Below are 25,312 nucleotides of genomic sequence, written 5' to 3'. Positions count from 1 at the left end.
TGGTCCGCGGTCAGCCGGTGTTCTGCAGACCGGCGGCGACGCCGTTGACCGACAGCAGCAGCAGCTCCTCCAGGTGCCGGCGCTCGTCCTCGTCGGCCACGCCCGCCCGCAGCGCGGTGAGGGCGCGCAACTGCAGGTGGGACAGCGCGTCCACGTACGGGTTGCGCAGCTCGACCGCGCGCGACAGCACGTGGCGGTTCGCCAGCAGCCGCTCGTGCCCGGTCACTGCCAGGACCAGGGAACGGGTGCGGTCGTACTCCGCCAGCACCGTCTCGGTCATCTCGGGACGGCCGCCCAGGGCCAGGTAGCGCTCGGCGATGGCCCGGTCGGTCTTGGCCAGACTCATCTCGGCGTTGTCGAGCATCGCGGCGAACAGCGGCCAGGCCTCGTAGGCCTCCCGCAGCTCGGCCAGGCCCGCCTCGCCGGTCCCTCCGTCGCCGGTCACCGCCGCCAGCCCGCTGCCCAGGCCGTACCAGCCGGGCAGGTTGACCCGGGTCTGGGTCCAGGCGAACACCCAGGGGATGGCGCGCAGGTCCTCCAGGCCGCGGGCGGCGGTGCGGCGCGACGGGCGGGAGCCGATGCGCAGCTGGGAGATCTCCTCCAGCGGGCTGACCCGGGCGAACCACTCGGCGAAGCCGTCGGTCTCGATCAGCGAGCGGAAGGCGGTCTGGGCGGCCTCGCCGATCCGGTCGGCCAGCGGCCGGAAGCGGGCGGCGGCCTCGCGGGCGCGGGCCTCGACGGCCGGGGTGGAGGCCAGCAGGACCGCGTTGGTGACCTGCTCCACATGGCGCTTGGCGATCTGCTGCTGGCCGTACCGGGCGAAGATCACCTCGCCCTGCTCGGTGACCTTGAAGCGGCCCGCCACCGAGCCCGGCGCCTGCGCCAGGATCGCCCGGTTGGCGGGGCCGCCGCCGCGGCCCAGCGAGCCGCCGCGCCCGTGGAAGAGGGTCAGCCTGATGTCGTTGCGGGCCGCCCAGGCGGCCAGCGCCTCCTGGGTGTCGTACAGCCGCAGGGTGGCACTGGTGGGGCCGAGCTGCTTGGCCGAGTCGGAGTAGCCGAGCATGACCTCCAGCCGGCGGCCGGTGTCGGCCAGGCGGCGCTGCACGGCGGGCAGCCCGAGCATCCCCTCCAGCACGGCCGGCGCCCGCTCCAGGTCCTCGCCCGTCTCGAACAGCGGCACCACGTCCAGCACGGGGGCGTGGTCGCCCGCGGTCGGGGGTGGGCTCCCGTCAGGGGGCTGGAAACCAACATGTGCGGCCAGCTCGTGGACGGCGGCGACGTCCTCGGCCGAGCGGGTGAAGGAGACCACGTAGCGGTGGCAGGCCCGCACGCCGAAGCGCTCCTGGATCCAGGCGACCACCCGCAGGGTGTCCAGGACCTCCTCGGTCATCTCGCTGAGCGGCCCGCCCGCGCGCACCTCGGCCAGCGCCTTCTCGTGCACCCCGGAGTGCTGGCGGATCTCCAGCTCGGCCAGGTGGAAGCCGAACGTCTCGGTCTGCCAGATCAGGTGCTGTAGCTCCCCGTAGGCCTGCCGGGCGGCCCCGGCGGCGGCCAGCGAGTCCTGCACCAGCCGCAGGTCGGCCAGCAGCTCGTCGGGGGAACGGTAGGCCAGGTCGGCGTGGCGGGCCCGGGTGGCGGCGATCCGATCGGCCACGTACAGCAGGAACTGCCGGTGCGGCTCGTCCGGCGAGCGCTTGCCGATCTCGGCGATCCGGTCGGGCTGGGCGGTGCGGGCGGCGGCCAGCGCGCCCTGCAGCGCGGCCGACGGCGGGGTGGTGGCGGCGCCGACGGTCAGCTGCCGGCCGATCCGGGCGCAGGCGGTCTCCAGGGCGCGCAGCACGTGGTCGGCCTGGATCATCACCGCCTCCCGGGTGACCTGGGCGGTCACGTACGGGTTGCCGTCCCGGTCGCCGCCGATCCAGCTGCCGAAGCGCAGGTAGGCGCGGGCACGCGGGGAGCGGGCACCGGTGGGCGGCCGGTCGGCGGCCACGCCCAGGTCCAGGGCGCCGTCCAGAGTGCGGTAGATCTGCGGGACCACCCGGAAGATCGTCTCGTCGAAGGCGGCCATCGCGGTGCGGACCTCGTCCAGCGGGTCCAGCTGGGTGCTGCGGCGCAGCGCGGTGCGCCACAGCAGGTCGATCTCCTCGCGCAGCCGCCGGGAGGTCTCGGCCCGCTCGGCGGCGCCCTGCCGGGGGTCGTTGAAGGCGTCCAGCAGCCCGCTGATCCGCATGATCGCGGTGACCACGGCGCGGCGGCGGGCCTCGGTGGGATGGGCGGTGAAGACCGGCCGCAGCTCCAGGCCGTCCAGCACCTCGGCCAGCCGGTGCTCGCCGGTCTGCCGGATCTGTCCGACGGCCGCCGCCAGCGAGCTCTTGACCGGCACCGCCGGGTCGGTGTCCCGCTCGCGCAGGGTGCGGATGCGGTGGTGCTCCTCGGCCAGGTTGGTCAGGTGGAAGTAGACGGTGAACGCCCGGGCGACCAGCTCGGCGCGTTCCAGCGTCCAGCCCTCCACCAGCGCGGTGACCTCGTCGGCGGGGACGCCGCCCCGGCGGGCGTCGATCACGGCGTGCCGCAGCCGTTCCACGTCGTCCAGCAGGTCCTGGCCGCCGTACTCGACCAGGCTGTCGCCCAGCATGGCGCCCAGCAGCCGGACGTCCCGGCGCAGCGGTTCGGGCATCTCCTCGCGCAGGGTCCTGCGCTGGGCCGAGGCGGCGGGTGGGGCCTCGGAGGCGGAGTTCGCGGAGTCGCGCGTATTCGTAGCCACGGCCTCAGACTAGTCAGCCGCAACGGGCGCGAAACGGGCGGCCGGGCCTGTACGGGACCTGCCCGAAGAGCGCCGTCAGGGCCCGGTTACCCTTGCGCTCATGGCGATGCATGCTCCCGAGCCCACGGGCGATATCGACATCCACACCACCGCAGGCAAGCTGGCGGAACTGGAACGTCGCAGGTACGAGGCGGTCCACGCCGGTTCGGCCAAGGCGGTCGAAAAGCAGCATGCCAAGGGCAAGATGACCGCCCGGGAGCGGATCGACGCCCTGCTGGACCCGGGCTCCTTCGTGGAGTTCGACGAGCTGGCCCGGCACCGCTCCACCAACTTCGGGATGGACAAGAACCGTCCCTACGGTGACGGGGTCGTCACCGGCTACGGCACCGTGGACGGCCGGCACGTGGCGGTGTTCAGCCAGGACTTCACCGTCTCCGGCGGCTCCCTGGGCGAGGTCTTCGGCGAGAAGATCTGCAAGGTCATGGACCACGCCCTCAAGACCGGCTGCCCGGTGATCGGGATCAACGACTCCGGCGGCGCCCGCATCCAGGAGGGCGTGGTGGCGCTCGGCCTGTACGCGGAGATCTTCAAGCGCAACGTGCACGCCTCCGGGGTCATCCCGCAGATCTCGCTGGTCATGGGCCCGTGCGCGGGCGGCGCGGTGTACTCCCCCGCGATCACCGACTTCATCGTGATGGTCGACCAGACCTCGCACATGTTCATCACCGGACCGGACGTAATCAAGACCGTTACCGGCGAGACGGTGACGATGGAGGAGCTGGGCGGCGCCCACTCGCACAACACCAAGTCCGGGGTGGCGCACTACCAGGCCTCCGACGAGGAGGACGCCTTCGAGTACGTCAAGGCGCTGCTGTCCTACCTGCCGTCCAACAACATGTCCGACCCGCCCGCCTACGACGTGCCGGTCGACCTGGACGAGGTGGACGCCGAGGGCGCCCCGCTGGACATGCTGATCCCCGACTCGGCCAACCAGCCGTACGACATGCACACGGTGATCGAGCACGTGGTGGACGACGGGGAGTTCCTGGAGGTCCAGCCGCTGTTCGCGCCCAACATCATCGTCGGCTACGGCCGGGTGGAGGGCCGCCCGGTGGGCGTGGTGGCCAACCAGCCCATGCAGTTCGCCGGCACCCTGGACATCGACGCCTCGGAGAAGGCGGCCCGGTTCGTGCGCACCTGCGACGCGTTCAACATCCCGGTGCTGACGTTCGTGGACGTGCCCGGCTTCCTGCCCGGCACCGACCAGGAGTTCGGCGGCATCATCCGGCGCGGCGCCAAGCTGCTGTACGCCTACGCCGAGGCCACCGTCCCGCTGGTCACGGTGATCACCCGCAAGGCGTACGGCGGGGCCTACGACGTGATGGGCTCCAAGCACCTGGGCGCCGACATCAACCTGGCCTGGCCGACCGCGCAGATCGCGGTGATGGGCGCGCAGGGCGCGGTCAACATCCTGTATCGGCGCGAGCTGGCGGCCGCCGAGGACCCCGACACCCGCCGCGCCGAGCTGATCACCGAGTACGAGGACACGCTGGCCAACCCGTACATCGCCGCCGAGCGCGGCTACGTGGACGCGGTGATCAAGCCGTCGGAGACCCGCGGGCAGGTGATCCGGGCGCTGCGGGCGCTGCGCGACAAGCGGGCCGCGCTGCCGCCCAAGAAGCACGGCAACATCCCGCTGTGAGGCCCGGTGACCGCTGTGACCCGTGAAGGAGGCTCCGGTGAGCGCTGAAGGCAGGCCGTTCCTTCAGGTCGTCCGGGGGGACGCCACGCCCGAGGAAATCGCCGCGCTGGTGGCGGTGCTGTCGGCGCGCGCCGCGGCGGCGTCCGCCGCGGCGGGCGGCGGCACCCGGCGGACGTCGGCCTGGGCCGATCGGTCCCGGATGGTGCGCACGCCGCTGCCGCACGGCCCCGGCGCCTGGCGGCACAGCGCACTGCCCCGCTGATTTCCCGATTTCGGCGTCGGGTCGCCCTTTTTCGGAGACGGCGCGGAACCGCCCGGGACAGGGCGGTTCGTACCGGTGACCGGGCAGGTCGGAGGGCTGTACGGCGCGTTCGGGTGGACGGTTCCGCTCCGCGGGCGCCCGTACGCGAATAAGGTAGAAAGCCCATGGCTACTTCGGAGCTAGTTCCCCAGCCCGCCCGCTATGCCGTCTTCGTGGACGCGGGTTATCTCTACGCTGCCTCGGGGGCGCTGCTCCTGGAGGCCTCCTCGCGCCGCGAGTACCGGGTGGCGGCCGAGAAGCTGATCCGGGCCCTGACCGGTCATGCCGCCGAAGGGCTGCGCGGTGAGCTGCTGCGCGTCTACTGGTTCGACGCCGCCCCGCGCCGCCAGCCCACGGTCGACCAGCGGGTGATCGCCAACCTGCCGCTGGTGAAGCTGCGGCTGGGCAACCTGAACGCGCAGGGCCAGCAGAAGGGCGTGGACGCCCAGTTGCGCGCCGACCTGGAGGCGCTGGCCCGCCACCGCGCCATCACCGACGCGGTGCTGCTGGCCGGGGACGAGGACATGCTGCCCGCCGTGGAGGCCGCCCAGCGCTATGGGGTACGGGTGCACCTGTGGGGCGTCGAGCCCACCCACGGCTCCAACCAGGCCGAATGGCTGGTGTGGGAGTCCGACACGGTCGAGGTGCTGTCGGCGGACTTCCTACGTCCCTACTTCACCAAGGCCAAGGTGCTGGCCGTCCCGCCGGCCGCTCCGGCCCGGGAGGCCTCGGCGGCCGTCAAGAGCTCCCCGGTGCCCTCGCCGTCGCAGGTGTTCGCCGGGCGCGCCCCGGCGACCAAGCCGATCCCGGCGGCCGGCGGCCGGGCGGGCTCGCCGCTGCCGGTGCCGGGCAACAGCGACGGCAAGCTCGGCCCGGACCGCCACCACATGCTGGAGATCGGCGAGCACGTCGCCCAGAAGTGGATCTTCGAGCGGGGCCGGGACAACATCCGCGACCTGCTGCCCGGCCCGATCCTGCCGCCGGTCATCGACAAGGAACTGCTGATCGAGGCGGAAAAGGAACTCGGCCGTTCGCTGCGCCCCTACCAGGAGGCCCGCACCTGGCTGCGGGACGGTTTCTGGGAGCGCGTCTACCGCGAGTTCGGCATCGGCGTCGGCAAATCCGGCTGACCCGACAAAAGACCGGAACCGGCGTTTTCATCGGGTCGAAAAAGACGGCCCGCCATTCAGGATCGAATCGACCTCGGCCGATTCCGGATTCTTCGGTTCTCCCCTTCCGGCCGTGCAAGCGGTGCCGGCCGGAGGCGTGCCCGGGATCGGCGAGTCGGACTGATCCGCCCGGTCCTCCGCGGTCAAACCTCGGCGAGGTGGACACTTTCGGCCACTTCAAGATCACTTAATGTGGTCGCAATGGGACATCATCTCCAATCCGGATCCCCCATGAGGTGAGAGGTGAGGCCGATGGACCGTCGCGCCTTCCTGACCGCGACCGGGCTCGCGGGCGCGGCCACCGCCCCCGGTCCGCTGACGGGCGTCGCCCGGGCGGCAGGCCCGGCCGACTCCGCCCTGGTGCTGCGCGCCCTGACGCGGCTGACGGCCGACACCATGAGCGGGCTGGCCGTGTTCGTGTTGCCGGGCCCCGACGCGTACTCCCGGGCGCAGGGCACGCCTCGCCGGGAGCCGGGCGCCATCGAGGCCGGGGTGCCCGCCTTCCTCGTCGACGCGCTGAACCGGTACCTGCCGTTCCCCGACCAGGTCGCCGTCCCGCTCATGCGCGCCCTGGTGCAGGGCGCCGGGTCGCTCTCCCTGCCCGCGCCCAGGGAGGGGGACGCGCAGGCCGGCACGGTCCGGCGCGTCGACGCGGGGCTGCGCAGGCTGCTGGAGAACGACGCGACGATCCCGCTGGCGCCGGTGGTGGCGCTGCTGCTGAACCTGGAGGCCGTACGCGTCGATCCGCTCGCGGTGGGCGGGCCGTTCCTGTCACCGTTCGCCCGGCTGAGGTACGCGCGCAAGGCACGGGTCTTCCAACTGCTGGAGGGCCCCGACCCCACCCTGGTCGCGATCCTGGACCGGCACCTGCCCGAGCCGCTGCGCGGATCGGTGTCCGGCCTGCTGAAGTTCCTGGCGGGCGCGCTGCTGGAACTGACCGCGCTGGGCTCCTACTCCGAATGGGCGGTGTTCGACCCGCAGACCAGACGGCTGCGCGGACGTCCGGTCGGCTGGCGGATCTGCGGCTATACGCCCTCGGCCGATGGCTGGGACGAGCACCGGGGCTACTACCAGGGGCGAAAGCAGGTGACCGGCTGATGCGCGACGTCATCGTGGTCGGGGCGGGCGGCGGCGGGCCCGTGGTGGCCAAGGAACTGGCGGCGGCCGGCCTCGACGTCCTCCTGCTGGAGGCCGGCGCGCACCACACCGATCCGCGCGCCTCGTGGACGCACTACGAGAACGACGCCAACAACCCGCTCACCGGGTTCCTGCGGTTCGGGCCGTCCGACCGGAGCAAGCCCGCCTGGCTGCGCGAGGAGCCGCAGAACTCCTACGTGCTCCAGGTCGCCGGGGTCGGCGGCACCACACAGCACTACTACGGCAACTCCCCGCGTGCCTTCCGCGGACTGTTCGCCGGTTACGAAGGGCCGGACCGCGACGCCTACGACACCGAGCACGCCTTCCCCTTCCCGTATGAGGAACTGGTGCCGTACTACGAGTGGGTGGAGGCCACCCTGCCGGTGCAGACCGCCGCCATGGGCACCAAGGAGGCGGTGTTCTTCCGGGGCGCCGAACAGCTCGGCATCCCCGTACAGACCACCAAGGACACGCTGCACGCCTCCTACCGTCCGCAGGAGAACGCCATCCTGCAGCCGGGCGGTACGGCCGGGCGCACCACCGACCCGGCCCGGCTGCACTACCCGCAGGCCACCGGCTGCACCTACTGCGGCTTCTGCCTCCAGGGCTGCATGGAGCCGATCCGCGCGCCCCGCAACCAGTTCGCCAAACGCTCCACCGACAACAGCTATGTGCCGATGGCGCTGACCGCCGCCGCCTGGTCGCCTCAGGGAAGGAACGCGACGCTGATCCCCGACGCCTTCGTGGTCAAGGTGCACACCGAACTGCGCGACGGCGAGACGGTGGCGACCGGGGTCACCTGGCGCGACGGCAGGACCGGCGAGCGGCACCGCGAGGACGCCAGGGTCGTCGTGCTGGCGGGCGGCGCCACCGAGACGCCCCGGCTGTGGCTCAACAGCGGCCTGCCCAACCCCAACGGCTGGGTGGGCCGCGGCTACACCGACCACTTCCTCGACGGCGTCACCGGCCTGTTCGACGAGGACACCGGCTCGTCCAAGGGGCCCAGTTCGGCGGCGCGCTGCGACTTCCCGGGCCGGGGCGCGCTGGAGGGCCTCGGGCTGCCGCCCGCCATGCAGGCGTTCATCATGGCGCTGTCCGACAGCGGCATCCGCGGCCGGTACGCCAACGGGCGCGGCATGCGGGGGCCGTGGGACGGCCGCAGCGGCCGGGTGCTCGGCCCCGAACTCAAGGACGCCCTCGGCAACGGCGTCAACCGCCTGCTGAACATCCTCATCCTCACCGGAGACGACGTGCAGCGCCGCAACAGGGTGCTGCTGTCGGCCTTCCCGCCCGACGAGCACGGCGCGGTGCCCAAGGTCGTCCTCGACGGCCGCGCGCGCACCCGCCGGACGGTCGGCAACCGCGAGTTCCTGGCGCGCAAGGCCACCGAACTGCTCCGCAGGGCGGGAGCGCGCAGGGTGTACCGGTTCGACTGGGCGCCGCTCCTGCTGCACGTCCACTCGTCCATGCGGATGGGACGCTCGGCCGCCGACTCGGTGCTGGACTCCGACGCCGAGAGCCGCTGGGTGCGGCGGCTGTACGTGGCCGACAACTCCGCCCTCGCCAACTCCCTCGGCGGGCCCAACCCCACCCTGACCACCCAGGCCCTGGCCACCCGCACCGCCGAAAAGATCTTCATCGAGCACTTCGGCGGACGGCCGTGGGTGCGCGACGGGAACCCCGTCGTCTCCACCGATCCACGGATCTCCCGGGCCCTGCGCTGACGGGCCGTGCCCGGCCGTCACCCCGCCTGATCTAGATCTTCTCGGGGATGAACAGCCTCCTGCACGGCAGGCTTCGGGCGGCGCCACGGTGAGGTCTGATTCCCGCCGGTGAAGGGGTTGGGCCTGGGGTTTACTCAAGGTGTGCTCGACTTCGACTCCTGTTACCGGGCGGTGAGCGCCCGGGACCCCCGGTTCGACGGGCGGTTCTTCACGGCGGTGACCTCGACCGGCATCTACTGCCGGCCGATCTGCCCGGCGCGCACCCCGGCACGCCGCAACGTGCGGTTCTACCGGGACGCGGCGGCGGCCGAGGCGGCCGGGTTCCGGCCGTGCAAGCGGTGCCGTCCGGAGGCGTGCCCAGGGTCGGCGGGCTGGGACTTCCGGGGCGACCTGGTACGGCGGGCACTGCGGCTGATCGACGATGGCGTGGTGGACGAGTACGGGGTGCGGGGGCTGGCGTGCCGGCTGGCGGTGACCGAACGGCATCTGCACCGGCTGTTCGTGGCCGAGCTGGGCGCCCCGCCGCTGGCCGTGGCGCGCAGCCGCCGGCTCCAGTTGGCGCGGCGGCTACTGCGGGAGACCGCCATGCCGGTGACGGACGTGGCGTTCGCGGCCGGGTTCGGCAGCGTCCGGCAGTTCAACGCGACGCTGCGCGAGACGTACGGGCAGACGCCGTCACAGTTGCGCGGCCCGCGCCCGGCCGACGGGTCCGCGCTGGAGCTGCGGCTGGCGGTACGGCCGCCGTTCGACGCGGCGGGCCTGCTGGACTTCCTGGCGGCACGGGCCATCCCGGGCGTGGAGGAGGTCGGCGACGGACGCTATGCCCGTACCGGCCCGGGACCGTACCGGATCGAGCTGCTGCCCCGCGACGGCCATGTGCTGCTCCGGGCGGACGCTCCTGACCTGCGGGGCGTGTCCCGCCTGGTCGCACGGTGCCGCAGGCTGCTGGACCTGGACGCCGACCCGCAGGCGGTGAACGAGGTGCTGGGCGGCGACCGGCTGCTGGCGCCCCTGGTGGCCGTACGGCCGGGGCTGCGGGTGCCGGGCGCCTTCGACGGGTTCGAGATGGCCGTGCGCGCGGTGCTCGGCCAGCAGGTGTCGGTGGCGGCGGCGCGCACCCTGGCCGGACGGCTGGTCGCCCGGTGCGGCGATCCGCTGCCCCGCCCGGTGGGCGGGCTGACGCACCGGTTCCCGGCGGCGGAGGCGGTCGCGGACGCCGACCTGTCCGGGCTCGGCCTGACCGGCGCCCGGGAACGGACACTGCGGGAGCTGGCCAGGGCCGTGGCCTCCGGGAAGCTCGACCTGGACGGCGGCGCGGACCCCGGCGAGACGACGCGGCGGCTGCTGGACCTGCCGGGCGTCGGACCATGGACGGTGGCGTACGTGGCCATGCGCGCGCTGGGCGACCCGGACGCCTTCCCGGCGGCCGACCTGGGGCTGCGTAACGCCGTACGGAACCTGACGGGCGACGGCTCCCCCGCGGACCTGCGGGAACGTGCCGAGGGCTGGCGGCCGTGGCGCGCCTACGCGGCGATGCACCTGTGGGCGTCCCTCGCCGCGCCAACATCACAGCGGACACTGGAGAAGATCTGAATGATCAAAGCGATGGTGCTGGAGACTCCGATCGGGCCGCTGGCGCTGCTGGAGCACGACGGCGCGCTGATCGGCGGCGGCTTCACCGCCGATCCCGGCGAACTGCACGTCCGGCTGCACCCGTCACTGCGAGCGCTGGAGCTGACGGCCACCGGCGACCTGGGCGATCTCAGCAAGGCCCACCTGGCCTACTTCGACGGCGACCTCACCGCCCTCGACACCGTCCCCGTCCACCAGCCGGGCTCTCCTCGAAGGGAAAGGCTGCTGGCGGCGCTACGCGCGGTGCGCCCCGGCGAAACGGTCACCTACGGAGAGCTGGCGGCCAGGGCCGGCCTGGAGCGCGCCGCCCGTGCCGCCGGGCAGGCGTGCGCGCAGAACCTGGTCGCACCGGTGGTGCCCTGCCACCGTGTGCTGCCCGCCGCCGGGGGCAAGGGCCTCAAGCGGTTCGGCGGCTACTACTACGGCCCCGAACGCAAGGAATGGCTGCTCAGTCACGAGGCCACCACCCGCTGATCACCCACCGGCCCGCGGCTCGGGAGACCCGGCGGTCGCCTCACCGCTCCGCGGGGCGATGCCCGACAGGACCGGCCACCGTAGGAAACGGGCCTCCGGCCGGACACCCGGATCGGCCGGGAGCGGACGGTCGTGTCGCGCCGCCCCCGGCCGGCCGGGAAGTCCCCCGGCCGCGGACCTTCGGAACAGGCTCAGGTGACGAGTTCGAGGCAGGTCAGGTGACGTTCGTCCAGCCGGCGGGGCAGGTCGGGGTCGAGGACGAGACCAGGGTCGAGAGGAAGTGCTCGAAACTCGTGCTCCAGGACGTCCAGTCGTGGCCGCCGGTGCCTCGGCAGTACCGGTGGGGGATCGTGCCCAGGGGGCCGGTGGGGCCATCAGGATCTTTGAGCTTGGCGTGGAAGTCGTTGTTGAAGGTGAGGATGTCGGGCTCACCAGTGCCGGCGTAGAGGAACAGGTGGTTCGCGAAGTCGTCGTACTCGGCGGCCCTGGCCTGCGGGTCGTAGGCGTTCCAGCCGGACGTGGGGCCGAAGACCAGCGGGAGCCGCTCTTCCTTCCAGGTGGCCGGGAGTTGGTGGTCCCACCAGGTCTGGCCGAGGACGTCGCCGGGGTAGCCCTCGCCCTGGATGGACGCGCCGAGAACGTAGAGCGACTGGTCGATGGTGTTCATCGCGGTCTCGCCGTGGATGGTCGTCCCGCCGGAGAAGGACGCCACGGTCGAGAACAGGTCGGGGTGCCGGACCGCGTACTTCAGGGCGCCGTACCCGCCCATCGACAGGCCGGCCACCATGCGCCCGGCACGGGAGGCGTCGGTGTTGAAGTTCTGGTCGATCCACGGGATGAGCTGCTGGATGTGGAAGGTCTCCCAGCCTGGACGGAAGCCCCCGTTGGTGTTGCCCGCCCAGTCCTGGTACCAGCCCGCCCGGCCGCCCTCGGGCTGCACGATGAGGCCGTCGAAACCAAGGTTCTGAATCCGCGCCGCCAGGTTGCCGCCACTTGGGTCGGACCAGTCGGAGAACTGCCCGTTGCCGCCGTGCAGCAGGTAGAGCACCCGGTGGCCGGCGCCCGTGGACGAGTAGCCCGCGGGGAACCACACCCTGACCCGCACGGTGGGCGTGAAGCTTCCCGGCTTGTGGATCTGGGCCGTGACCATGTCGGCCTGACCCATGTCGTCGGTCCCGTCGCCGTTGGTGTCGACCGGGTCCCATACGCTGGCGATCCCGTTGGAGTTCGGGTACGGGATGGACGCCGGAACGGCGGCCAGCGCGGGAGTGCCGGGCACGAGCACCGCCACCGCCGCGACAACGACCACGGCCAGCGCCGACCTCAGCATGCGCCCCCGGAGCCACCTGCTCTTCACCGCTTTTGATCGCATGACCCGGCACGATAGATACAAGATCCACTCACTTGGGCGATATGACCGAATCCGGCCGACCTCGACGACCTACGGGGAGCTGGCGGCCAGGGCCGGGCTGGAGCGCGCCGCCCGTGCCGCCGGGCAGGCGTGCGCGCAGAACCTGATCGCACCGGTGGTGCCCTGCCATCGGGTGCTGCCCGCTGCCGGGGGCAAGGGCCTCAAGCGGTTCGGCGGCTACTACTACGGCCCCGAACGCAAGGAATGGCTGCTCCACCACGAGGCCACCACCCGCTGATCACCCACCGGCCCGCGGCTCGGGAGACCCGGCGGTCACCTCACCACTCCGCGGGCCGATGCCCGACAGGACCGGCCGCCCCGTCCGGCGGCCGTCAGGCCGCCGCTTGACCCCCAGACAGCCCGATTCGGCAACGCATCCCGGGTGTCGAGCACGCCTCACCCCGGCTCGGCCTGAACCGCTACCGCTCCTGGTCTGACCGAGGAAAGGCGTCCATTGCCGCGGACAGCTCCGTCCAGGGCACGCCCTCGGCGAGCGGCCGCCGGGGCCTGATGCCGAGTGGCTCTGGTGGTTAACTTGCCGGCAGGGGGTCGAGCCGCCACCGCAGTTGCCTCGCGGCCAGATACACGTGGGAGTGCTGCGTCATGTCGGCAGGCGTCCGAATCTCACCTGTGGGATCGAGGTCCAGGTGCAGGAGGCCGGCTTCGTCCCGCACCACCTGGGGCTGATCGAGCATCACCCAGGAGAAGGTGTCGATATCAACGATCTTGCGGTGCACCAAGCCCCTCAGCTCGATCGTGAGCTGTACCCATCCGGGCTCGGATGCGTGCTGGACGTCGATGACCACGGAAGCGGACTGCGCGGCATCGGGTCCGTAGGTCGACCTGAGCGTCAGCTCACGGATGCATCCGTCGCCGCACTCCACCACCGAGAGAAGGGCGGGAATGGTCTCCGGCGTCAGCTCACGCCAACCCTGTTCCGACACGTCCGAAGCCTACCCATAAAGCGGCCCCCATTCCGGCCAGAGCAGAACGAGGGCCGCTGGGTGCGGGTCGTCAGGCGAGGTCGTGCGCGCCGTTCTTGATGTGACGCAGCACGGCGGCGAAGCCGGCCGCCGGGAAGACGAGGGCAGGACCGTTCGGGTTCTTGGAGTCGCGGACCGCCACGTGGGGGGTGAGGTTCGCCAGTTCGACGCACTCGCCGCCGGTGGGTCCGCTGTGGCTGCTCTTGCGCCACCGGGCTGCGGACAGGTCCGGTGTGTTCATAGGTTCTCCAGGGTCGCATGGAGCATGGACAGGGATTCGTCGGCTGAGGCCGCCGTGCCCCTGATCAGATCGTAGTTGCGAGTGTATGCCTGGATCTCGTCCGGATGATCGATGAGTTGCCCGGTTGTATAGCCCTCCACATAGACGAGGTTCGGCCCGTCGCTGACACCGAGGATCGTGAAGGCCCCCATAACACCCTGGTAGGAGCCGACGTGCTCTGGGACGAGTTGGATTGTGATGTTGGGGTGGTCTTCGGCCAGGTCGATCAAGTGGCGGAGCTGGTCCTTCATGACCTCCGTGTTTCCGATCTTCCGGCGGAGGGCCATCGCGTCGAACACCGCCACGATGTGCGGAGGGTCCTTGCGGGTGAGGACGTTCTGCCGCTCCATGCGCGTTGCGACGAGTTGTTTGGCCTGTTCGGGGGTCCTTCCTTTTTTCAGGACCTCGTAGGCGTACTCCTCGGTCTGGAACAGCCCGTGCAGCACCATCGCGCCGAAGATGTGCAGCGAGGACGCCTTGGCCTCGTGCTCGACGTAGCCGGAGAAGCCGGGCAGCAGCGCCAGGTGCCTGCCCTGCCCGCGGATCTCGTTCCACGCCTTCCAGAACGGCCCTTGGGTCTCTTCGGGCAGGCCGAGGAAGAACGTGTCCAGGTCTTTCGCGGTCTGCTCGGACGGGGGGCGCTGGGCGGTCTCCAGTTTCTCGATCCACTCCGGCCCGCAGCCGAGGGCATCGGCCAACTGCTGGCGCGTGAGCCTGCGCGATTCCCGGAGGGAGCGCAAGAACGCGCCAAAGGTACGGATCAGCGGGTCTCGCGTGTACGTGTCACGGTGCGGCATGGGTCGCCTTCGAGGGTCGGGCGGGGTGCCTGTGGGGTGCGTTCCGGTGTCCTTGGGAGTGTCTTACACGGTGCCTATCGTCTGTAGCAGACAGTAGCCGCAAAGGAAAAGCTGTTCAGCACGTTCCGGAGAACGGCTGGAAGGATTTCCGATGGGCTTCGATATGGGGCGCCGCCTACCACGGGCCATACGCCCCGATGTCACCGATCAGCGGCACAAGAGCACCGGCACGGCTCCCCCACGGCCCGCCCCCGGCCCGATGGACCGGCCACGTCAGGGCGCCGGCTCCGAGACCCGGCACCGCAGCCGCAGGCCGGGGAACGACCTGCGGCTGCGGTGCCGGGTCCGGCTGTTGACACTGGCCGGTGATCTGGACGATCTGGGTGTACGGTGCCGGCTGACCGACACGATCAGCCCGCCGTTCACGTTGCGGTGCTGGAACCCGGCTCGGCAGGGACCGGCCATCGAGGTGGCCTGCGGACTGGACCGGTACGGACGGCTGGTGTTCCAGGTGCACCCGGACGGGGAGTTCCTCGGCGACGCCGAAGCGGCGCTACAGCCGGGCGACACCGTGGACCTGGCCCGCGAACTCGCCCGCCGCCTCGGCATCGACCCGGCATGGCGCGGATGAACACTGCCGTGCCCCGGCCGGAGGCACTGCTGACCGGCTGGAACGTCCCGGGCTAAAGGGCGGCTCGGGGACTCCCGGGCGCACTCTGCGGCTACTCCTTCGGGCCTGGCCTCGTTCGGCGGGCATGGTGCCCGGCACGGAACGGGCCGCGCGGTGACCGGTCACCAGGCGACGTCCACAGGGCCGCCGGTGGGCGGGGACGGTCGGTGGGGGGTCAGCGGGAGGCGACCTGGTGCCAGTGCGGGACGAGTTCCTCGACGAGGGCCTCGGTCTCGGGCTGCATCTGGTCGATCAGCGGGTCACGGCTGATCTGGTAGCGCAGCTCGTCCACGGCCGTCTGGACCTGGGTGGCGTCTCCGGTGGCCTGGGTGGCGCGCAGCAGGTCGCGCCACAGGCCCTCGTCCTCGGGGGCCAGCCGCAGCCCGGTGCGCGCGGCCTCGACCGCGCCCCGGGGGTCGCCCTCCTCCAGCCGCAGCACGGTCAGCCGGTGGGCGACGTCGATGACCCGGGCGGTCGCCTCGTACTCCAGGGGGTCGGCGGCCAGCCAGCCGTACCGGCCGCGGGGGCGGTCGGCCAGCAGCGGTCCGCGCACCAGGTCCAGGGCGTAGGACATGTAGGCGGCCTCGGACCCGGGCTCGGCCGCCGAACGCCAGATCAGCCAGCGGAACACCGCCCAGTCGACCCGGACCTCCGAGCCCAGCCTGATGCGCCCGCGCTCGTCGTAGTAGAGGTTGGGCCGGCCCCGCGAGTCGCGGCCCAGCCAGTCGGAGACCCGGGCGATGCAGGCGTCGCGCACCCCGGCGCTGACGCCGCGCGGCCAGACCGCCCCGCCCAGCACGGTCGGGTGGACGCCGCCGGGGTGCGTGGCCAGATAGACCAGGACCTCGGTGCACAGCGCCCGGCGGCTGTCGTCCATCGGGCCCGGCGCGTCCACCTCGATCGGGCCGAGCAGCCGGATGTCCACCTCGGGGCGGTGGTCGCCCGTCATCGGCGGCTCGCCGCCGGCCTCGGGAGCGGGCAGCGGGGTGGCCTCCGTGCGCCCGGCGGTGCGGAACAGGCCGGCCACCGCCCGGTAGTGCTCCTCGGGAACGAGCTGGGCCTCGACCTCGAAGCCCAGCACGCCCGCCTGGAGCCGGCCCTCGGTGGTGACGTCCCAGGTCCAGGTGGCGCCCTGCGCCTCCCCGGCGACCAGATAGCCGGCGGCCATGCGCTGCCCGGTGCGGGCCAGCGCCACCAGCCGGTCGGCCTCGGTCTCGGTGGGCTGGTCGGCCATGATCAGATAGTGCGGCATCCACGCCTCGCCGAACACGCCGCGGCAGCGCCCGGTCAGCACCGAGTCCGCGCCGGAGGCGGCCAGCGCCTGCCGGACCTCCTCGCTGCGGCTCTCCAGCTCCGGCAGCGCCTCCTGCAGTGACGCCACGGTGCGGATCCGGTCCGGCGCGATCTCCGCCAAGCTGAGCCCCAGCTCCTCGCCGAAGCCGACCAGGGTGATCCGCATGTGGTCGGACCAGCGGTTGGTGGCCAGTTCCAGGGCGATCGCGGCCAGCGCCGCCCGCCTGGTCGGCTCCGGGCCGCGCAGCGCCACCAGGCCGTGCGCGGCCTCCAGGTCGACCAGGATCCGGCCGGTCGGGTTGGTGCCGATGGATACCAGCCCGGGATAGGGGGCCAGCACGTCCGACAGGGGGGCGGCCTGCAGGTCGGGCAGCGCGTCGGCGTGCAGCCGCCACACCTGCCCGTCGTCGTGGGCCTGCCAGGGCTCGGGCGGGTTCGGGTCGGCGGGCGCGATCCACAGGTCGAGGCTCTCGGCGCCCAGGTGAACGCCGTAGACGGTGGGCAGGGTACGGCCGTCGGCGGCCAGGGACCGGGACATCTGGCGCAGGCCGAGGTCCAGCAGCCGCGCCGCGTCCTCGTCCCGGCCGACCCGCAGCGCCTCCTCGACGCGGGCCGCCGCCCCCTCCGGACGGGCGATCATGTTGCCGAACCCGCGGTGCTCCATCTGCTCGCGGCGCCGCCGGCCGAGCGCGGCCAGCACCCCGGCGGCCAGCAGCGAGGCCGCCGCAAGCCCCTGCGGCCAGCCGAGCTCGACCGGCAGGGACGGCAGGCCGACCGTGGGCGGGGGCCCGTCGGGCCGCTCGTGCGCCCCGCCGGACGGCTCCTGCCCCTGCTCCTGTTCCCGCTGGTCGGGCTTTTCGGACGGAGCGGGGGCCTGCGTCTTCGGGGGTGCGGGCTCCTGGGCCTTGGGCGGCTCGGGGGCCTGGGTCTTCGGCGGCTCGGGGGCCGGGGTGCGCGGCGGGGCGGGCTGCTGGGCGTCGGGGCGCTGCTCCTCGGGAGCGGACGGCCTGGGCTCCGGTGTCCTCGGACGCTCGGGCTCGGGGTCCGGGCGCGGATGCCCGTACCGGAAGTACTCGTCCAGGTCCTCGACCGGCACGGTACGGGCACCGACCGCGTCGGCGGGCATCTCCAGGATCCAGCCGGGCCGGATCAGGCTGGCGATGGTGAGTTTGCTGCCGTCCGGCTGCACCCGGCCCTTGTTCAGCTCGTAGATCTCCTTGTAGCGGCGGCCCTCGCCCAGGCACTTGTCGGCGATCTCCCACAGGCTCTCGTGGTGGCGCCCCTCCGGCGGCTGCACCCGGTAGATCTTGGTGGTCCGCGCCTTCTGCACCGGCTCGGCCGCCGCGTCCTCGGCCAGGAGCTGCGTCTCCTCGTCGATCGGGCTGGTGGCCGCCACCGGCTGGAACTCCGGCTGCACCGCGGCGACCGGCCGGGCGGGCGCCAGGTCCCGGGCCGAGAGCGCCGGCATGACCGCCGTGGTGGCGGTGAACAGCAGCAGCACGGCCACCACCAGCCGGTGCACCAGTGACTGCACCCCGCCGGCCAGCGGCACCCGGGCCGGCACCCCGATCCCGCGGACGCCCGCGTACACCTCGACCAGCACGCAGGCCGCCAGTTGCAGCCAGGCCAGCCAGACCAGGGTGACCAGGACGGTGATGATCGAGCCGGGGCCCAGCTGCCGGGTCAGGTCGTCCAGGGCGGGCGCCTGGTCGGGCAGCGGCGAGCCGAAGAGGACCAGCAGGGCGCAGGGCACCCCGGCGACCAGGGCGGCCAGCGCCACGAGGGACGCCAGCCCCGCCAGCACGTCGCCGGCGCTGCGCGTGCGGACCTTGACTGCGTCGCGTGGTGACATCGTGCCTTCTCGGGGGTCCTCTAGGGGGTTTCGCCGGTCTCGGGATGGGCGGATGCCGTCGAGGTCATCGTAAAGTCCCCCAGGCCCGGCACAATGGCCAGCAACTGGGGACTGACCCGGATCGTGACCGTGACCCGCACCTCTTCGGCCCCCGGTACGCAGCCGCGCCCCGCGATGTCCTGCCCGTAGGCGGCCAGCAGGTCGTAAGCGCTGGCGCAGGCGGCTCCCTGGTCGATGCGGGGCTGCCCGGTGGCGCGCAGGGTCTCGACGTCGATCTCGTTGGCGCCGGCGCGGGCGGCCTGCTCGGCCATGTCGGCGGCCCGCTGCCGCGCGTGGATGGCCAGGCCGCCGTCCACCAGCAGCCCCGCCAGCAGCAGGACCGCCGGGGTGAGCAGCACGGTGTACATGGCGACGGTGCCCCGGTCGCCCCGTTCCCGGCCTCGCGCGTTCATTGGTCGTCCTCCGCTGGGGAGTCGGTGCCCCGGTAGCTGTAGGTGTCGATCGGCGCGACGGCGCTGCCGGTGAACGTGCGGGAGCCGGGCAGCCCGAGGAAGGCCAAGTCACCGAGACCCACGGTGCAGGTCACGGTGACGGTGACCCGCCCGCCGGGGCCCCAGTTCCCGGTGTCGGTGACGATGCTCGGCCCGCCTCGGCACCAGTGGTGCCCGTTGAGGCTGGCGGCTCCGGCCCGGTCGGCGTAGCGGACGGCGTCGCCGGCGCTACGGGCGATCGAGGCGGCGCGTACGGCGTCGCGGGCGGCCCCGTCGATCTGGCTCTGCGCGTCCACGTACCGTCCGACGGCGGCCAGCAGCATGATGAACATCACGAAGACGGGCGTCATCAGCACCAGTTCCAGCGACATGCCGCCTCCGTCCCCGGCCGCCCCGTCCCGCCGGGGGACGGCCCTCGGGCCCGGGGGCCGGTACGCCGGCGGCGCGCCCCGCGTCGCCCTCGGCCTCATGGTCCCGGCTCGCAGTCGGTGCCGCCGTCGTCGGGACGGAAGCACTCGATCGGCCCGCCCGCCCGCTGGTGCACCCGGAAGGTCATGAACGGGATCACCCGGACCGCCTTGCCGTCGACGTCCACCCACCGGTTGTCGTTGCCGTCGTCGCTGGCCACCGCCCGCAGGTCGGTCAGCAGATTGGACCCGTACTGCCGGGCCGCCTGCCGCGCCCTGTCCTCGGCCTCGCCGCGCCAGGAGCCGCCGGGGTCGCTGCGGGCCACCCGCGCCCCGCTCTGCGCCGCCGCCAGCGCCACATGCCGGGCGTGAAAGACCATCGCGAACTGCACCACGCACAGGACGACCAGGATCAGGATCGGGGTGAGCAGCGCCAGTTCCATCGACGACGCCCCGCGGTCGCCCGTCCCGCGCCGTCTCGGCGGCCACCGCCCGCCGCTCGGTGACGCCACCTCGCCGTCCCCGTCAGTAGCCGGTGTCGATCCGGTTGGCGGCGTCGGAGATCCGGCCCCTGATGGTCGCGTAGATCGCGATCGCGATGACGGCCAGCATGCCGGTGATGATCGCCCACTCGATCGCGGAGACGCCCAGCCCGCGGTCGGCGGTACGGGCCCGGTGGATCCGGTCGCCGATCACGGCCCGCAGGTAGGTGATGAGGGGATCGTGCAGAGGGTTCATGGTGGCTCCTTGGGGTTCGTGGTCGTCGGATCAGGTCACCAGGATGCGGATCATCGCGGGGAAGCCCAGGAAGACCAGGAAGCCGAAGCAGAACAGCAGCTGGGCCACCAGCATCGACTGTGACCGCTCGCCGGCCTTGCCCTCCAGCTCCGACAGCTCGCGGCTGCGCATCGAGGCGGCCCGCGCCGACAGCGACTGGCGGACCTTGGCGCCGTCGTCGGCGACCAGCGTCAGCGCCGCCGACAGGTCGCGCAGCTCGGCCACGTTGACCTCCTCGCCGAGCCGGCCCAGCGCCTGCCAGGGGGTCTGCCCGGTGATGCGGGCGTTGGCCAGCGCCTCCCGGATCCGGATCATCGCCCAGCCTTCGCCGACCTGCGCGGCGGACATCAGCGCCTCCGGCACGCCCCGGCCGCCGGCCAGGTTCATCGAGACCAGGTCCAGGAAGGCCCCGACCACGTGCCGGAAGTCCCGGCGGCGCTGCGCGGCCTCCTGCCGCAGTTGCAGGTCCGGCAGGATGAAGAAGAACGCCGCCAGCAGCACGCCCAGCCAGGCCGGCATCGTCAGCGAGCCGCCCAGCCCGAGCAGCGCCGTGTACCCCACCAGCGCCGGGATGAAGATCAGCGCGGCGGCGGGCAGCAGGAACTTGGTCGCCAGGAAGCCCTCGTAGGAGCGCTCCAGCAGGGCCAGGTCGGCCCGCACCGACCGTTGTTCCCAGCCCCGCGACTCGTAGAAGCGGGCCAGCGAGCGGCCCACCCGGGCGCGGAGCCCGCCGATCTCCTCCATGCCGGGCGAGGCCCGCTCCGACCGGCGGGCGGTCTCCTGCGCCCGCGCCCGGTCGAAGGCCGCCAGACCGGCCGCCAGCCCCGGCCGCGCCGGGAACAACGCCCGCACCAGCGCGTACAACCCGAGCCCGAAGGCGGCCCCGGCCAGCAACGCCGCCGTCACGACCCACCACCTCCCGCATCCATCGCATGACGGCCACGCAGCGGCGGGGTAGCGCCCTGCCAGCCCGCCACGATGACACGCCCAGTACCTCGCGCGGGACACCCCAACAGCACGACAGAAGCCCTCACTTGCCGCCTCCCGCATCCATCGCATGACGGCCACGCAGCGGCGGGGTAGCGCCTTGCCAGCCCGCTACGGTGGCCGGTACCTCGCGCGGAACGCCGGGGGCGGTGTCGGGGGTGCTCAGCAGGCGCTGCGGCATGTCGTAGCGGGCCAGGCGGCGCAGCCACAGGAATGCCGCCGCGTACAGGGCCAGCACCACGACCAGCACGAGCTGCCCCACCAGCCCGTCGTAGGGGGCGACGTAGGCGCGGTTGAAGACGGCCAGCAGCAGCGCCGTCCCCACCGACACGCCCACGACGATGTTGACGCTGCGCCGGGTGGCCTTCCGGTCGGCCTCGACCCGGCGGCGCATGTCCAGCTCGGCGCGGGCCGAGGTGGACAGCGCGCCGAGCATGTCGCGCAGCCCGGGGCCGCGCAGCCGGGCGTTCAGGATCAGCGCGGCGATGACCAGGTCGGCCGACGGGTCGTTCAGGTCGTCGGCGAACCGGCGCAGCGCCTCGGGCATCGGCATCCGGGTGTGCAGCCGGTCGACCAGCGTGCGCAGCGGCTGCTGCAGGGCCGGGGCGGCGGCCCGCACCGATGCGGGGATCGCCTGCTCCAGCCCGACCGCGCCCGCGATGGTGTCGCGCAGCGACTCCGTCCAGGCGGCCAGGCCCTCCAGCCGCGCCATCGCCCGGCGCTCCTCGGCGGCCCCGCCCGCGATACCCTCCCAGCCCAGCACCAGCAGCCCGGCGCCGACCGCGGCCACCGGCCAGCGGGTGACGACCAGCACCACCGCGCCGATGATCGCCGCGACGGCGGTCCGGGTGGTGAGGGTACGGACCAGTTCCTCGCGGCTGCGCCGCCGGGTGGGCCTGCCGGGCCGCACCGGGACGCCGCGGATCGCCATCGCCAGCAGCAGGATCCCGCCGCCGACCAGCCCGCCGGTCAGCACGGCCGCCACCACGTCCGGGGCGAACATCACCAGCCACCCCCCGCCATCGGGTCGTAGCCGTAGGCGGCCAGTTCCTCGCCGCAGGAGATCGGGGCGGCCGGCAGCACGTACCCCTCGGGGCCCAGCGCGAACACCTCCGACGACAGCACCCGCACGTCGCACCCGGTGACCTCGCGGACGCTGGCGACGTAGCGGCGCAGCCGACCGCCGCGCCCGTAGTCGTTGCGCTTCTCGATGAAGATCACGAAGTCGATGGCCCCGGCGATCAGCATGTGGGTGGCCTCGACCGGCAGCCGCTCGGTGGCCTGGATGGCGTAGGTGGCGATCCGGTTGAACACCTCCATCGAGGAGTTGGCGTGGATGGTCGACAGCGAGCCGTCGTTGCCCTGGGTCATCGCGTTGAGCATGGTGACGATCTCGTCGCCCAGCACCTCGCCGACGATCACCCGGGACGGATTCATCCGCAGCGATCGGCGCACCAGCTCGGCCATCGAGATCTCGCCCTGGCCCTCGGAGTTGGGCAGCCGCTGCTCGAAGGCCACCACGTTGGGGTGCAGCTCGGGGAACTGGTCCAGCCCCAGCTCCAGGGCGCGTTCCACGGTGATCAGCCGCTCGGCGGGCGGGATCTCGTTGGCCACCGCGCGCAGCAGCGTGGTCTTGCCCGCGTTGGTGGCCCCGGCGATCATGATGTTCTTGCGGGCCAGCACCGCCGCCCGCAGGAAGCGCCCCAGCTCGGGGGTGAGCGTGCCGTTGCCCACCAGGTCGGACAGGAAGACCTTGCCGAGCCGGGCCCGCCGGATCGACAGCGCCGGCCGCACCGTCACGTCCATCACCGCCGACAGCCGGGACCCGTCGGGCAGCCGCAGGTCCAGCTGCGGGTTGGCGGTGTCGAACGGGCGCGAGGACAGCCCGGAGTAGGCCGCCAGGATCTGGATGAGCTCGACCAGCTCCTCGTCGGAGTCGGCGACCGGCTCGCCCATCACCTCGCGCCCGTCGGCGTAGCCGATGAACACCCGGTCGCAGCCGTTGATGTCGATGTTCTCGATCTCGGGGTCCTCCAGCAGCGGCTGCAGCCGGCCCACCCCGAACAGCGCCGCGTGCACCCCGGCGGCCAGCGCCTCCTCCTCCTCGGCGCCCGGCGGGCGGCGCCCGGAGGTCAGCTCGGCGCGCGCGTACTCCTCCAGCACCTGGGAGATCAGGGCGCGGGCGAACTGCCGTTCGTCCTCGGCCGACATCGGGACCAGCCCGTTGGCGGCGTCCATCCTGCGCTGCTGGGCCAGCCGGTCGCCGACCTCCTGGCGCAGCCGCTTGACCAGCGCGTGGTCCACCTACCGCCCCCTCTCCGGCACGCCCCGCCGCGACGGGTCCGCCGCCCGGTCCGCCCCCGGCGGGGGAACGGACTGTCGGGCGGTGTCCGGCTGCGGAACGCCGGGCGGCGGCGCCTCCTGCCGCGACAGGCCGGCCGGCCGCGGGGCGTCCGGCCGGGAGGCACCGGGCTGAGAGACGCCTGACCAAGGGTCCGCCTCTGGGTGAGCCCCAGGCTGGGAAGCGCTCCGTGTCAGTCCTTCCGGCCGAAAGCCCGCCTCCTGCTGGGCGCCCGGCTGGGCGGGGGACTGCCGGGGCGCGTCCGGTTGCCGTTCGTCCGGTTGCTGCGTGCGGCGGCGTTCGCTCGGGTGCGGAACGCCCGGGGGCCAAGGGTTGCGGGCGCCGGAGGAGGGAGCGGGGCCGTCGTCCGGGAACGGCCCGGCCAGGCGGTCGGCGGGCTGGGGGCCGCGGGGCGAGGCCGCCAGGCGGCCCACCAGGTTCCCGGCGACCTCGCGGGCCGAGCGGATCAGCAGCGAGCGGTCGAGCCGGCCGCCCCACCGGCCGCGCAGCATCTCGGCGCCCTTGGGGTCGAGCGCGAACCCGCCGAGCACGGTGGCGGGCAGCTGGGAGCCGGCCACGATCCGGTCCACCTCGGCGATCGAGCCGCGGAAGTCGCGCGGGTCGGCCAGCACCACGATCCCGATGGGCGGGCCACCGGGCAGCTCCTTGGCCAGCGCGGTCACCCGTTCCCGCAGGTGGGCGACCTGCTCCAGGGTGGCGCGGCACAGCAGCACCACCATGTCGGCCTCGCGCATCAGGTCCAGCAGCGGGGAGCCGGCGCCCAGCCGTCCGCAGTCGGCCAGCACGTCCACCGGCGCCAGCCCGGCGAACGCCCGTCCCAGCGGGCCCCACAGCCAGGTCATGCCCTGGGCCTGCTCGGCGCTGGTGATGCCGACCAGCACGTCCAGCCCGCCCACCAGCCGCTGGCAGTGCTCGCCGATCTGCTCGGGCCGCAGCCCGCGGCGGGCGGTGGCGGCCAGGCTGAGCAGCCCGCGGGAGGGGTTGAGCATGGCGGTGTGCCGCCCGTCGTCGTCGGACGCGGGCAGCCGGTAGACCAGGTCACCGCCCGCCTGGTCGCATTCGGCGACCAGCACGGGACGGGGCCACACCGCGCCGAGCGCCACGGCCGCGGTCGTGACGCCGGGCGCCCCCTTGTCGGCCGCGAGCGCGATCAGTGCCACGGTCAGCCCCCGGTCGGGTTGTTCGTACGGCCGGTGCCCTGTCCGGTGCCCTGACCCTGTCCGGTGCCCTGCCCGGTGCCTTGGTCCTGTCCGGTGCCCTGGCCGGTGCCCGGGCTCTGCGGTCCGGCGGAGGGGGTCTCGGCGGTGTCGTCGTCGTTGTCGTTGCCGGAGCCGTTGGGTTTGTTGCCGCCGCCGGACGGGGCCGCCCTGCTCCCCTCGGGCACCACCGCGGCCGCGACGGCGCCGGCGGAGGCGGCCTGGGTGAGCTGGGGCGCGTCGGCGGGCGGCACCGCCACGTCCACCATCGTCTGGTCGCTGCGCAGCCGTTCGCTGCCGCCCGCCCGGACGGCCACCACGATCGCGTCCCCGGACAGCAGGGTGCCGGGCCGGGGCCCGCCGCCCTGGCCGCTGCCGACCGCGTACAGGCCGACCTTCACCCCCGACTTGAGCCCGTCGGCCGGCATCTGGCCGGGCTTGAGCGCCAGCCCGACGACCACCCGGCCCTTGGCCGCGTCGTTGACCGGGCTGACCATCCCGCCGGTGAGCAGGGTGCCCTCGACCAGCGGGACGGCGGCGTAGGCGGTGGCGACCTTGGCGCGCTCGGACCAGTTGACGAACTGGATGCCGGTGTCGCCGACCTGCACCTCGCGCAGGGCGCGCAGCGGGATCCGCTGGCCGGCCGCCACCGGCTCGGCGATCTGAATGGCCGACACCCGCTGACCGCTGACGATCACCAGGTAGGCGCTGGTCAGCGCGCCGCCCAGGATGAGCAGCACGGCCAGCGCGGCCAGCGCGGGCTTGCGCTCGCGGGGCGGTACGGGCAGCCGCTGCCCGGTGGAGGCGCCGAGCCCGCCGCGCCCGAGCGCCGTCGCGCCCGTGGAGGCGCCGTTCGAACCGCCGGCGACCGTCGACTGACTGGCCTTCATCGCTTGGATACTC

24 protein-coding genes are annotated in these 25,312 nt (G+C 73.1%); 9 read left to right on the top strand and 15 right to left on the bottom strand.

All coding sequences use genetic code 11. The features are described from left to right. Positions 1-10: 10 nt before the first annotated feature. The gene (locus C4U03_RS34925; RefSeq protein WP_103944092.1) at positions 11-2,677 is read right to left on the bottom strand and encodes a phosphoenolpyruvate carboxylase; all 2,667 of its coding nucleotides are present in this window, start codon (positions 2,675-2,677) and stop codon (positions 11-13) included. 187 nt (positions 2,678-2,864) lie between these two features. Here C4U03_RS34925 and C4U03_RS34920 point away from each other — a divergent pair, with 187 nt between their 5' ends. The 7 genes from C4U03_RS34920 to C4U03_RS34890 all read left to right on the top strand — a co-directional run bounded on the left by C4U03_RS34920 (position 2,865) and on the right by C4U03_RS34890 (position 10,903). After that, entirely contained in the window at positions 2,865-4,466 is a 1,602-nt protein-coding gene (locus C4U03_RS34920) for an acyl-CoA carboxylase subunit beta (RefSeq protein WP_200827680.1), read from the top strand. A gap of 37 nt (positions 4,467-4,503) precedes the next feature. After that, a complete protein-coding gene (locus tag C4U03_RS34915; RefSeq protein WP_103944091.1) occupies positions 4,504-4,728 on the top strand; it encodes an acyl-CoA carboxylase subunit epsilon in 225 nt (74 codons plus the stop codon). 164 nt (positions 4,729-4,892) lie between these two features. Continuing rightward, positions 4,893-5,897 (top strand): NYN domain-containing protein, encoded by a 1,005-nt coding sequence (locus C4U03_RS34910; protein ID WP_103944090.1) that lies wholly within the window; start codon positions 4,893-4,895, stop codon positions 5,895-5,897. A gap of 291 nt (positions 5,898-6,188) precedes the next feature. Continuing rightward, positions 6,189-7,034 (top strand): twin-arginine translocation signal domain-containing protein, encoded by an 846-nt coding sequence (locus tag C4U03_RS34905; RefSeq protein ID WP_103944089.1) that lies wholly within the window; start codon positions 6,189-6,191, stop codon positions 7,032-7,034. Further along, positions 7,034-8,797: a GMC family oxidoreductase N-terminal domain-containing protein gene (locus C4U03_RS34900; RefSeq protein WP_103944088.1), complete on the top strand. Its 1,764-nt coding sequence runs from the start codon at positions 7,034-7,036 to the stop codon at positions 8,795-8,797. The genes C4U03_RS34905 and C4U03_RS34900 overlap by 1 nt, the downstream gene beginning before the upstream one ends. Before the next feature lie 141 nt (positions 8,798-8,938). Continuing rightward, complete coding sequence (locus tag C4U03_RS34895; RefSeq protein ID WP_103944087.1) at positions 8,939-10,390, top strand: DNA-3-methyladenine glycosylase 2 family protein; 1,452 nt, start codon at positions 8,939-8,941, stop codon at positions 10,388-10,390. Then, the gene (locus C4U03_RS34890; RefSeq protein WP_103944086.1) at positions 10,391-10,903 is read left to right on the top strand and encodes a methylated-DNA--[protein]-cysteine S-methyltransferase; all 513 of its coding nucleotides are present in this window, start codon (positions 10,391-10,393) and stop codon (positions 10,901-10,903) included. A gap of 214 nt (positions 10,904-11,117) precedes the next feature. Here the strand turns inward: C4U03_RS34890 and C4U03_RS34885 are convergent, their stop codons facing one another. Continuing rightward, a complete protein-coding gene (locus tag C4U03_RS34885) occupies positions 11,118-12,275 on the bottom strand; it encodes an alpha/beta hydrolase (RefSeq protein ID WP_103944085.1) in 1,158 nt (385 codons plus the stop codon). On the opposite strand from C4U03_RS34885, the gene C4U03_RS42245 reads away from it, so the two are divergent. Then, a complete protein-coding gene (locus tag C4U03_RS42245) occupies positions 12,274-12,552 on the top strand; it encodes a methylated-DNA--[protein]-cysteine S-methyltransferase (protein ID WP_235018322.1) in 279 nt (92 codons plus the stop codon). The genes C4U03_RS34885 and C4U03_RS42245 overlap by 2 nt on opposite strands. 292 nt (positions 12,553-12,844) lie before the next feature. On the opposite strand, the gene C4U03_RS34875 is transcribed toward C4U03_RS42245, so the two are convergent. From C4U03_RS34875 to C4U03_RS34865, 3 genes are all read right to left on the bottom strand, one after another. Beyond that, positions 12,845-13,258 (bottom strand): hypothetical protein, encoded by a 414-nt coding sequence (locus tag C4U03_RS34875; protein WP_103944084.1) that lies wholly within the window; start codon positions 13,256-13,258, stop codon positions 12,845-12,847. Between the two features lie 70 nt (positions 13,259-13,328). Then, positions 13,329-13,538 carry a DUF397 domain-containing protein gene (locus tag C4U03_RS34870; protein WP_103944083.1) on the bottom strand — a complete coding sequence of 70 codons (210 nt, stop codon included), beginning with the start codon at positions 13,536-13,538 and terminating at the stop codon, positions 13,329-13,331. After that, positions 13,535-14,374 carry a helix-turn-helix domain-containing protein gene (locus C4U03_RS34865; RefSeq protein WP_103944082.1) on the bottom strand — a complete coding sequence of 280 codons (840 nt, stop codon included), beginning with the start codon at positions 14,372-14,374 and terminating at the stop codon, positions 13,535-13,537. Before C4U03_RS34865 ends, C4U03_RS34870 begins: the two co-directional genes overlap by 4 nt. A gap of 151 nt (positions 14,375-14,525) precedes the next feature. Here C4U03_RS34865 and C4U03_RS34860 point away from each other — a divergent pair, with 151 nt between their 5' ends. Then, positions 14,526-15,005, top strand: coding sequence for a hypothetical protein (locus C4U03_RS34860; RefSeq protein WP_103944081.1), 480 nt, complete (start codon positions 14,526-14,528; stop codon positions 15,003-15,005). A gap of 214 nt (positions 15,006-15,219) precedes the next feature. Here the strand turns inward: C4U03_RS34860 and C4U03_RS34855 are convergent, their stop codons facing one another. The 10 genes from C4U03_RS34855 to C4U03_RS34810 form a co-directional block, all read right to left on the bottom strand. Continuing rightward, entirely contained in the window at positions 15,220-18,189 is a 2,970-nt protein-coding gene (locus C4U03_RS34855) for a bacterial transcriptional activator domain-containing protein (RefSeq protein WP_103944080.1), read from the bottom strand. Between the two features lie 20 nt (positions 18,190-18,209). After that, on the bottom strand, positions 18,210-18,641 hold the full coding sequence (locus C4U03_RS34850) for a pilus assembly protein TadG-related protein (RefSeq protein ID WP_103944079.1): 432 nt from the start codon (positions 18,639-18,641) through the stop codon (positions 18,210-18,212). Then, positions 18,638-19,051, bottom strand: a complete 414-nt coding sequence (locus C4U03_RS34845) for a TadE family protein (protein ID WP_103944078.1) — start codon at positions 19,049-19,051, stop codon at positions 18,638-18,640. The genes C4U03_RS34850 and C4U03_RS34845 overlap by 4 nt, the downstream gene beginning before the upstream one ends. A gap of 95 nt (positions 19,052-19,146) precedes the next feature. Continuing rightward, positions 19,147-19,530, bottom strand: a complete 384-nt coding sequence (locus tag C4U03_RS34840; RefSeq protein WP_103944077.1) for a TadE family protein — start codon at positions 19,528-19,530, stop codon at positions 19,147-19,149. An 82-nt stretch (positions 19,531-19,612) separates the two neighbouring features. Then, positions 19,613-19,825 (bottom strand): hypothetical protein, encoded by a 213-nt coding sequence (locus tag C4U03_RS34835; protein ID WP_103944076.1) that lies wholly within the window; start codon positions 19,823-19,825, stop codon positions 19,613-19,615. A gap of 30 nt (positions 19,826-19,855) precedes the next feature. Next, positions 19,856-20,770 carry a type II secretion system F family protein gene (locus C4U03_RS42700; RefSeq protein WP_200827678.1) on the bottom strand — a complete coding sequence of 305 codons (915 nt, stop codon included), beginning with the start codon at positions 20,768-20,770 and terminating at the stop codon, positions 19,856-19,858. 124 nt (positions 20,771-20,894) lie between these two features. After that, positions 20,895-21,854 carry a type II secretion system F family protein gene (locus C4U03_RS34825; protein WP_103944074.1) on the bottom strand — a complete coding sequence of 320 codons (960 nt, stop codon included), beginning with the start codon at positions 21,852-21,854 and terminating at the stop codon, positions 20,895-20,897. Further along, positions 21,854-23,155, bottom strand: coding sequence for a CpaF family protein (locus C4U03_RS34820; protein ID WP_103944073.1), 1,302 nt, complete (start codon positions 23,153-23,155; stop codon positions 21,854-21,856). The genes C4U03_RS34825 and C4U03_RS34820 overlap by 1 nt, the downstream gene beginning before the upstream one ends. Continuing rightward, the gene (locus C4U03_RS42235; protein ID WP_235018321.1) at positions 23,156-24,373 is read right to left on the bottom strand and encodes a hypothetical protein; all 1,218 of its coding nucleotides are present in this window, start codon (positions 24,371-24,373) and stop codon (positions 23,156-23,158) included. A gap of 2 nt (positions 24,374-24,375) precedes the next feature. Then, positions 24,376-25,299: a hypothetical protein gene (locus C4U03_RS34810; protein WP_235018320.1), complete on the bottom strand. Its 924-nt coding sequence runs from the start codon at positions 25,297-25,299 to the stop codon at positions 24,376-24,378. Between the last annotated feature and the right edge of the window lie 13 nt (positions 25,300-25,312).

The organism is Thermomonospora echinospora (genome assembly GCF_900108175.1).
Taxonomy (GTDB): domain Bacteria; phylum Actinomycetota; class Actinomycetes; order Streptosporangiales; family Streptosporangiaceae; genus Thermomonospora; species Thermomonospora echinospora.
The sequence above is the reverse complement of the archived record's forward strand: the minus strand, read 5'-3'. Positions and strand labels throughout refer to the sequence as shown.

What these genes read in the sequence shown, in the direction of transcription:
- C4U03_RS34810 (WP_235018320.1), bottom strand. Translation starts at nt 25,299, where the DNA reads ATGAAGGCCAGTCAGTCGACGGTCGCCGGCGGTTCGAACGGCGCCTCC.
- C4U03_RS34865 (WP_103944082.1), bottom strand. Translation starts at nt 14,374, where the DNA reads ATGCCGCACCGTGACACGTACACGCGAGACCCGCTGATCCGTACCTTT.
- C4U03_RS34925 (WP_103944092.1), bottom strand. Translation starts at nt 2,677, where the DNA reads ATGCCCGAACCGCTGCGCCGGGACGTCCGGCTGCTGGGCGCCATGCTG.
- C4U03_RS34885 (WP_103944085.1), bottom strand. Translation starts at nt 12,275, where the DNA reads ATGCGATCAAAAGCGGTGAAGAGCAGGTGGCTCCGGGGGCGCATGCTG.
- C4U03_RS34855 (WP_103944080.1), bottom strand. Translation starts at nt 18,189, where the DNA reads ATGTCACCACGCGACGCAGTCAAGGTCCGCACGCGCAGCGCCGGCGAC.
- C4U03_RS34825 (WP_103944074.1), bottom strand. Translation starts at nt 21,854, where the DNA reads ATGTTCGCCCCGGACGTGGTGGCGGCCGTGCTGACCGGCGGGCTGGTC.
- C4U03_RS34840 (WP_103944077.1), bottom strand. Translation starts at nt 19,530, where the DNA reads ATGGAACTGGCGCTGCTCACCCCGATCCTGATCCTGGTCGTCCTGTGC.
- C4U03_RS34845 (WP_103944078.1), bottom strand. Translation starts at nt 19,051, where the DNA reads ATGTCGCTGGAACTGGTGCTGATGACGCCCGTCTTCGTGATGTTCATC.
- C4U03_RS34850 (WP_103944079.1), bottom strand. Translation starts at nt 18,641, where the DNA reads ATGAACGCGCGAGGCCGGGAACGGGGCGACCGGGGCACCGTCGCCATG.
- C4U03_RS34835 (WP_103944076.1), bottom strand. Translation starts at nt 19,825, where the DNA reads ATGAACCCTCTGCACGATCCCCTCATCACCTACCTGCGGGCCGTGATC.
- C4U03_RS34910 (WP_103944090.1), top strand. Translation starts at nt 4,893, where the DNA reads ATGGCTACTTCGGAGCTAGTTCCCCAGCCCGCCCGCTATGCCGTCTTC.
- C4U03_RS34890 (WP_103944086.1), top strand. Translation starts at nt 10,391, where the DNA reads ATGATCAAAGCGATGGTGCTGGAGACTCCGATCGGGCCGCTGGCGCTG.
- C4U03_RS34860 (WP_103944081.1), top strand. Translation starts at nt 14,526, where the DNA reads ATGGGCTTCGATATGGGGCGCCGCCTACCACGGGCCATACGCCCCGAT.
- C4U03_RS42245 (WP_235018322.1), top strand. Translation starts at nt 12,274, where the DNA reads ATGACCCGGCACGATAGATACAAGATCCACTCACTTGGGCGATATGAC.
- C4U03_RS34920 (WP_200827680.1), top strand. Translation starts at nt 2,865, where the DNA reads ATGGCGATGCATGCTCCCGAGCCCACGGGCGATATCGACATCCACACC.
- C4U03_RS34870 (WP_103944083.1), bottom strand. Translation starts at nt 13,538, where the DNA reads ATGAACACACCGGACCTGTCCGCAGCCCGGTGGCGCAAGAGCAGCCAC.
- C4U03_RS34905 (WP_103944089.1), top strand. Translation starts at nt 6,189, where the DNA reads ATGGACCGTCGCGCCTTCCTGACCGCGACCGGGCTCGCGGGCGCGGCC.
- C4U03_RS34900 (WP_103944088.1), top strand. Translation starts at nt 7,034, where the DNA reads ATGCGCGACGTCATCGTGGTCGGGGCGGGCGGCGGCGGGCCCGTGGTG.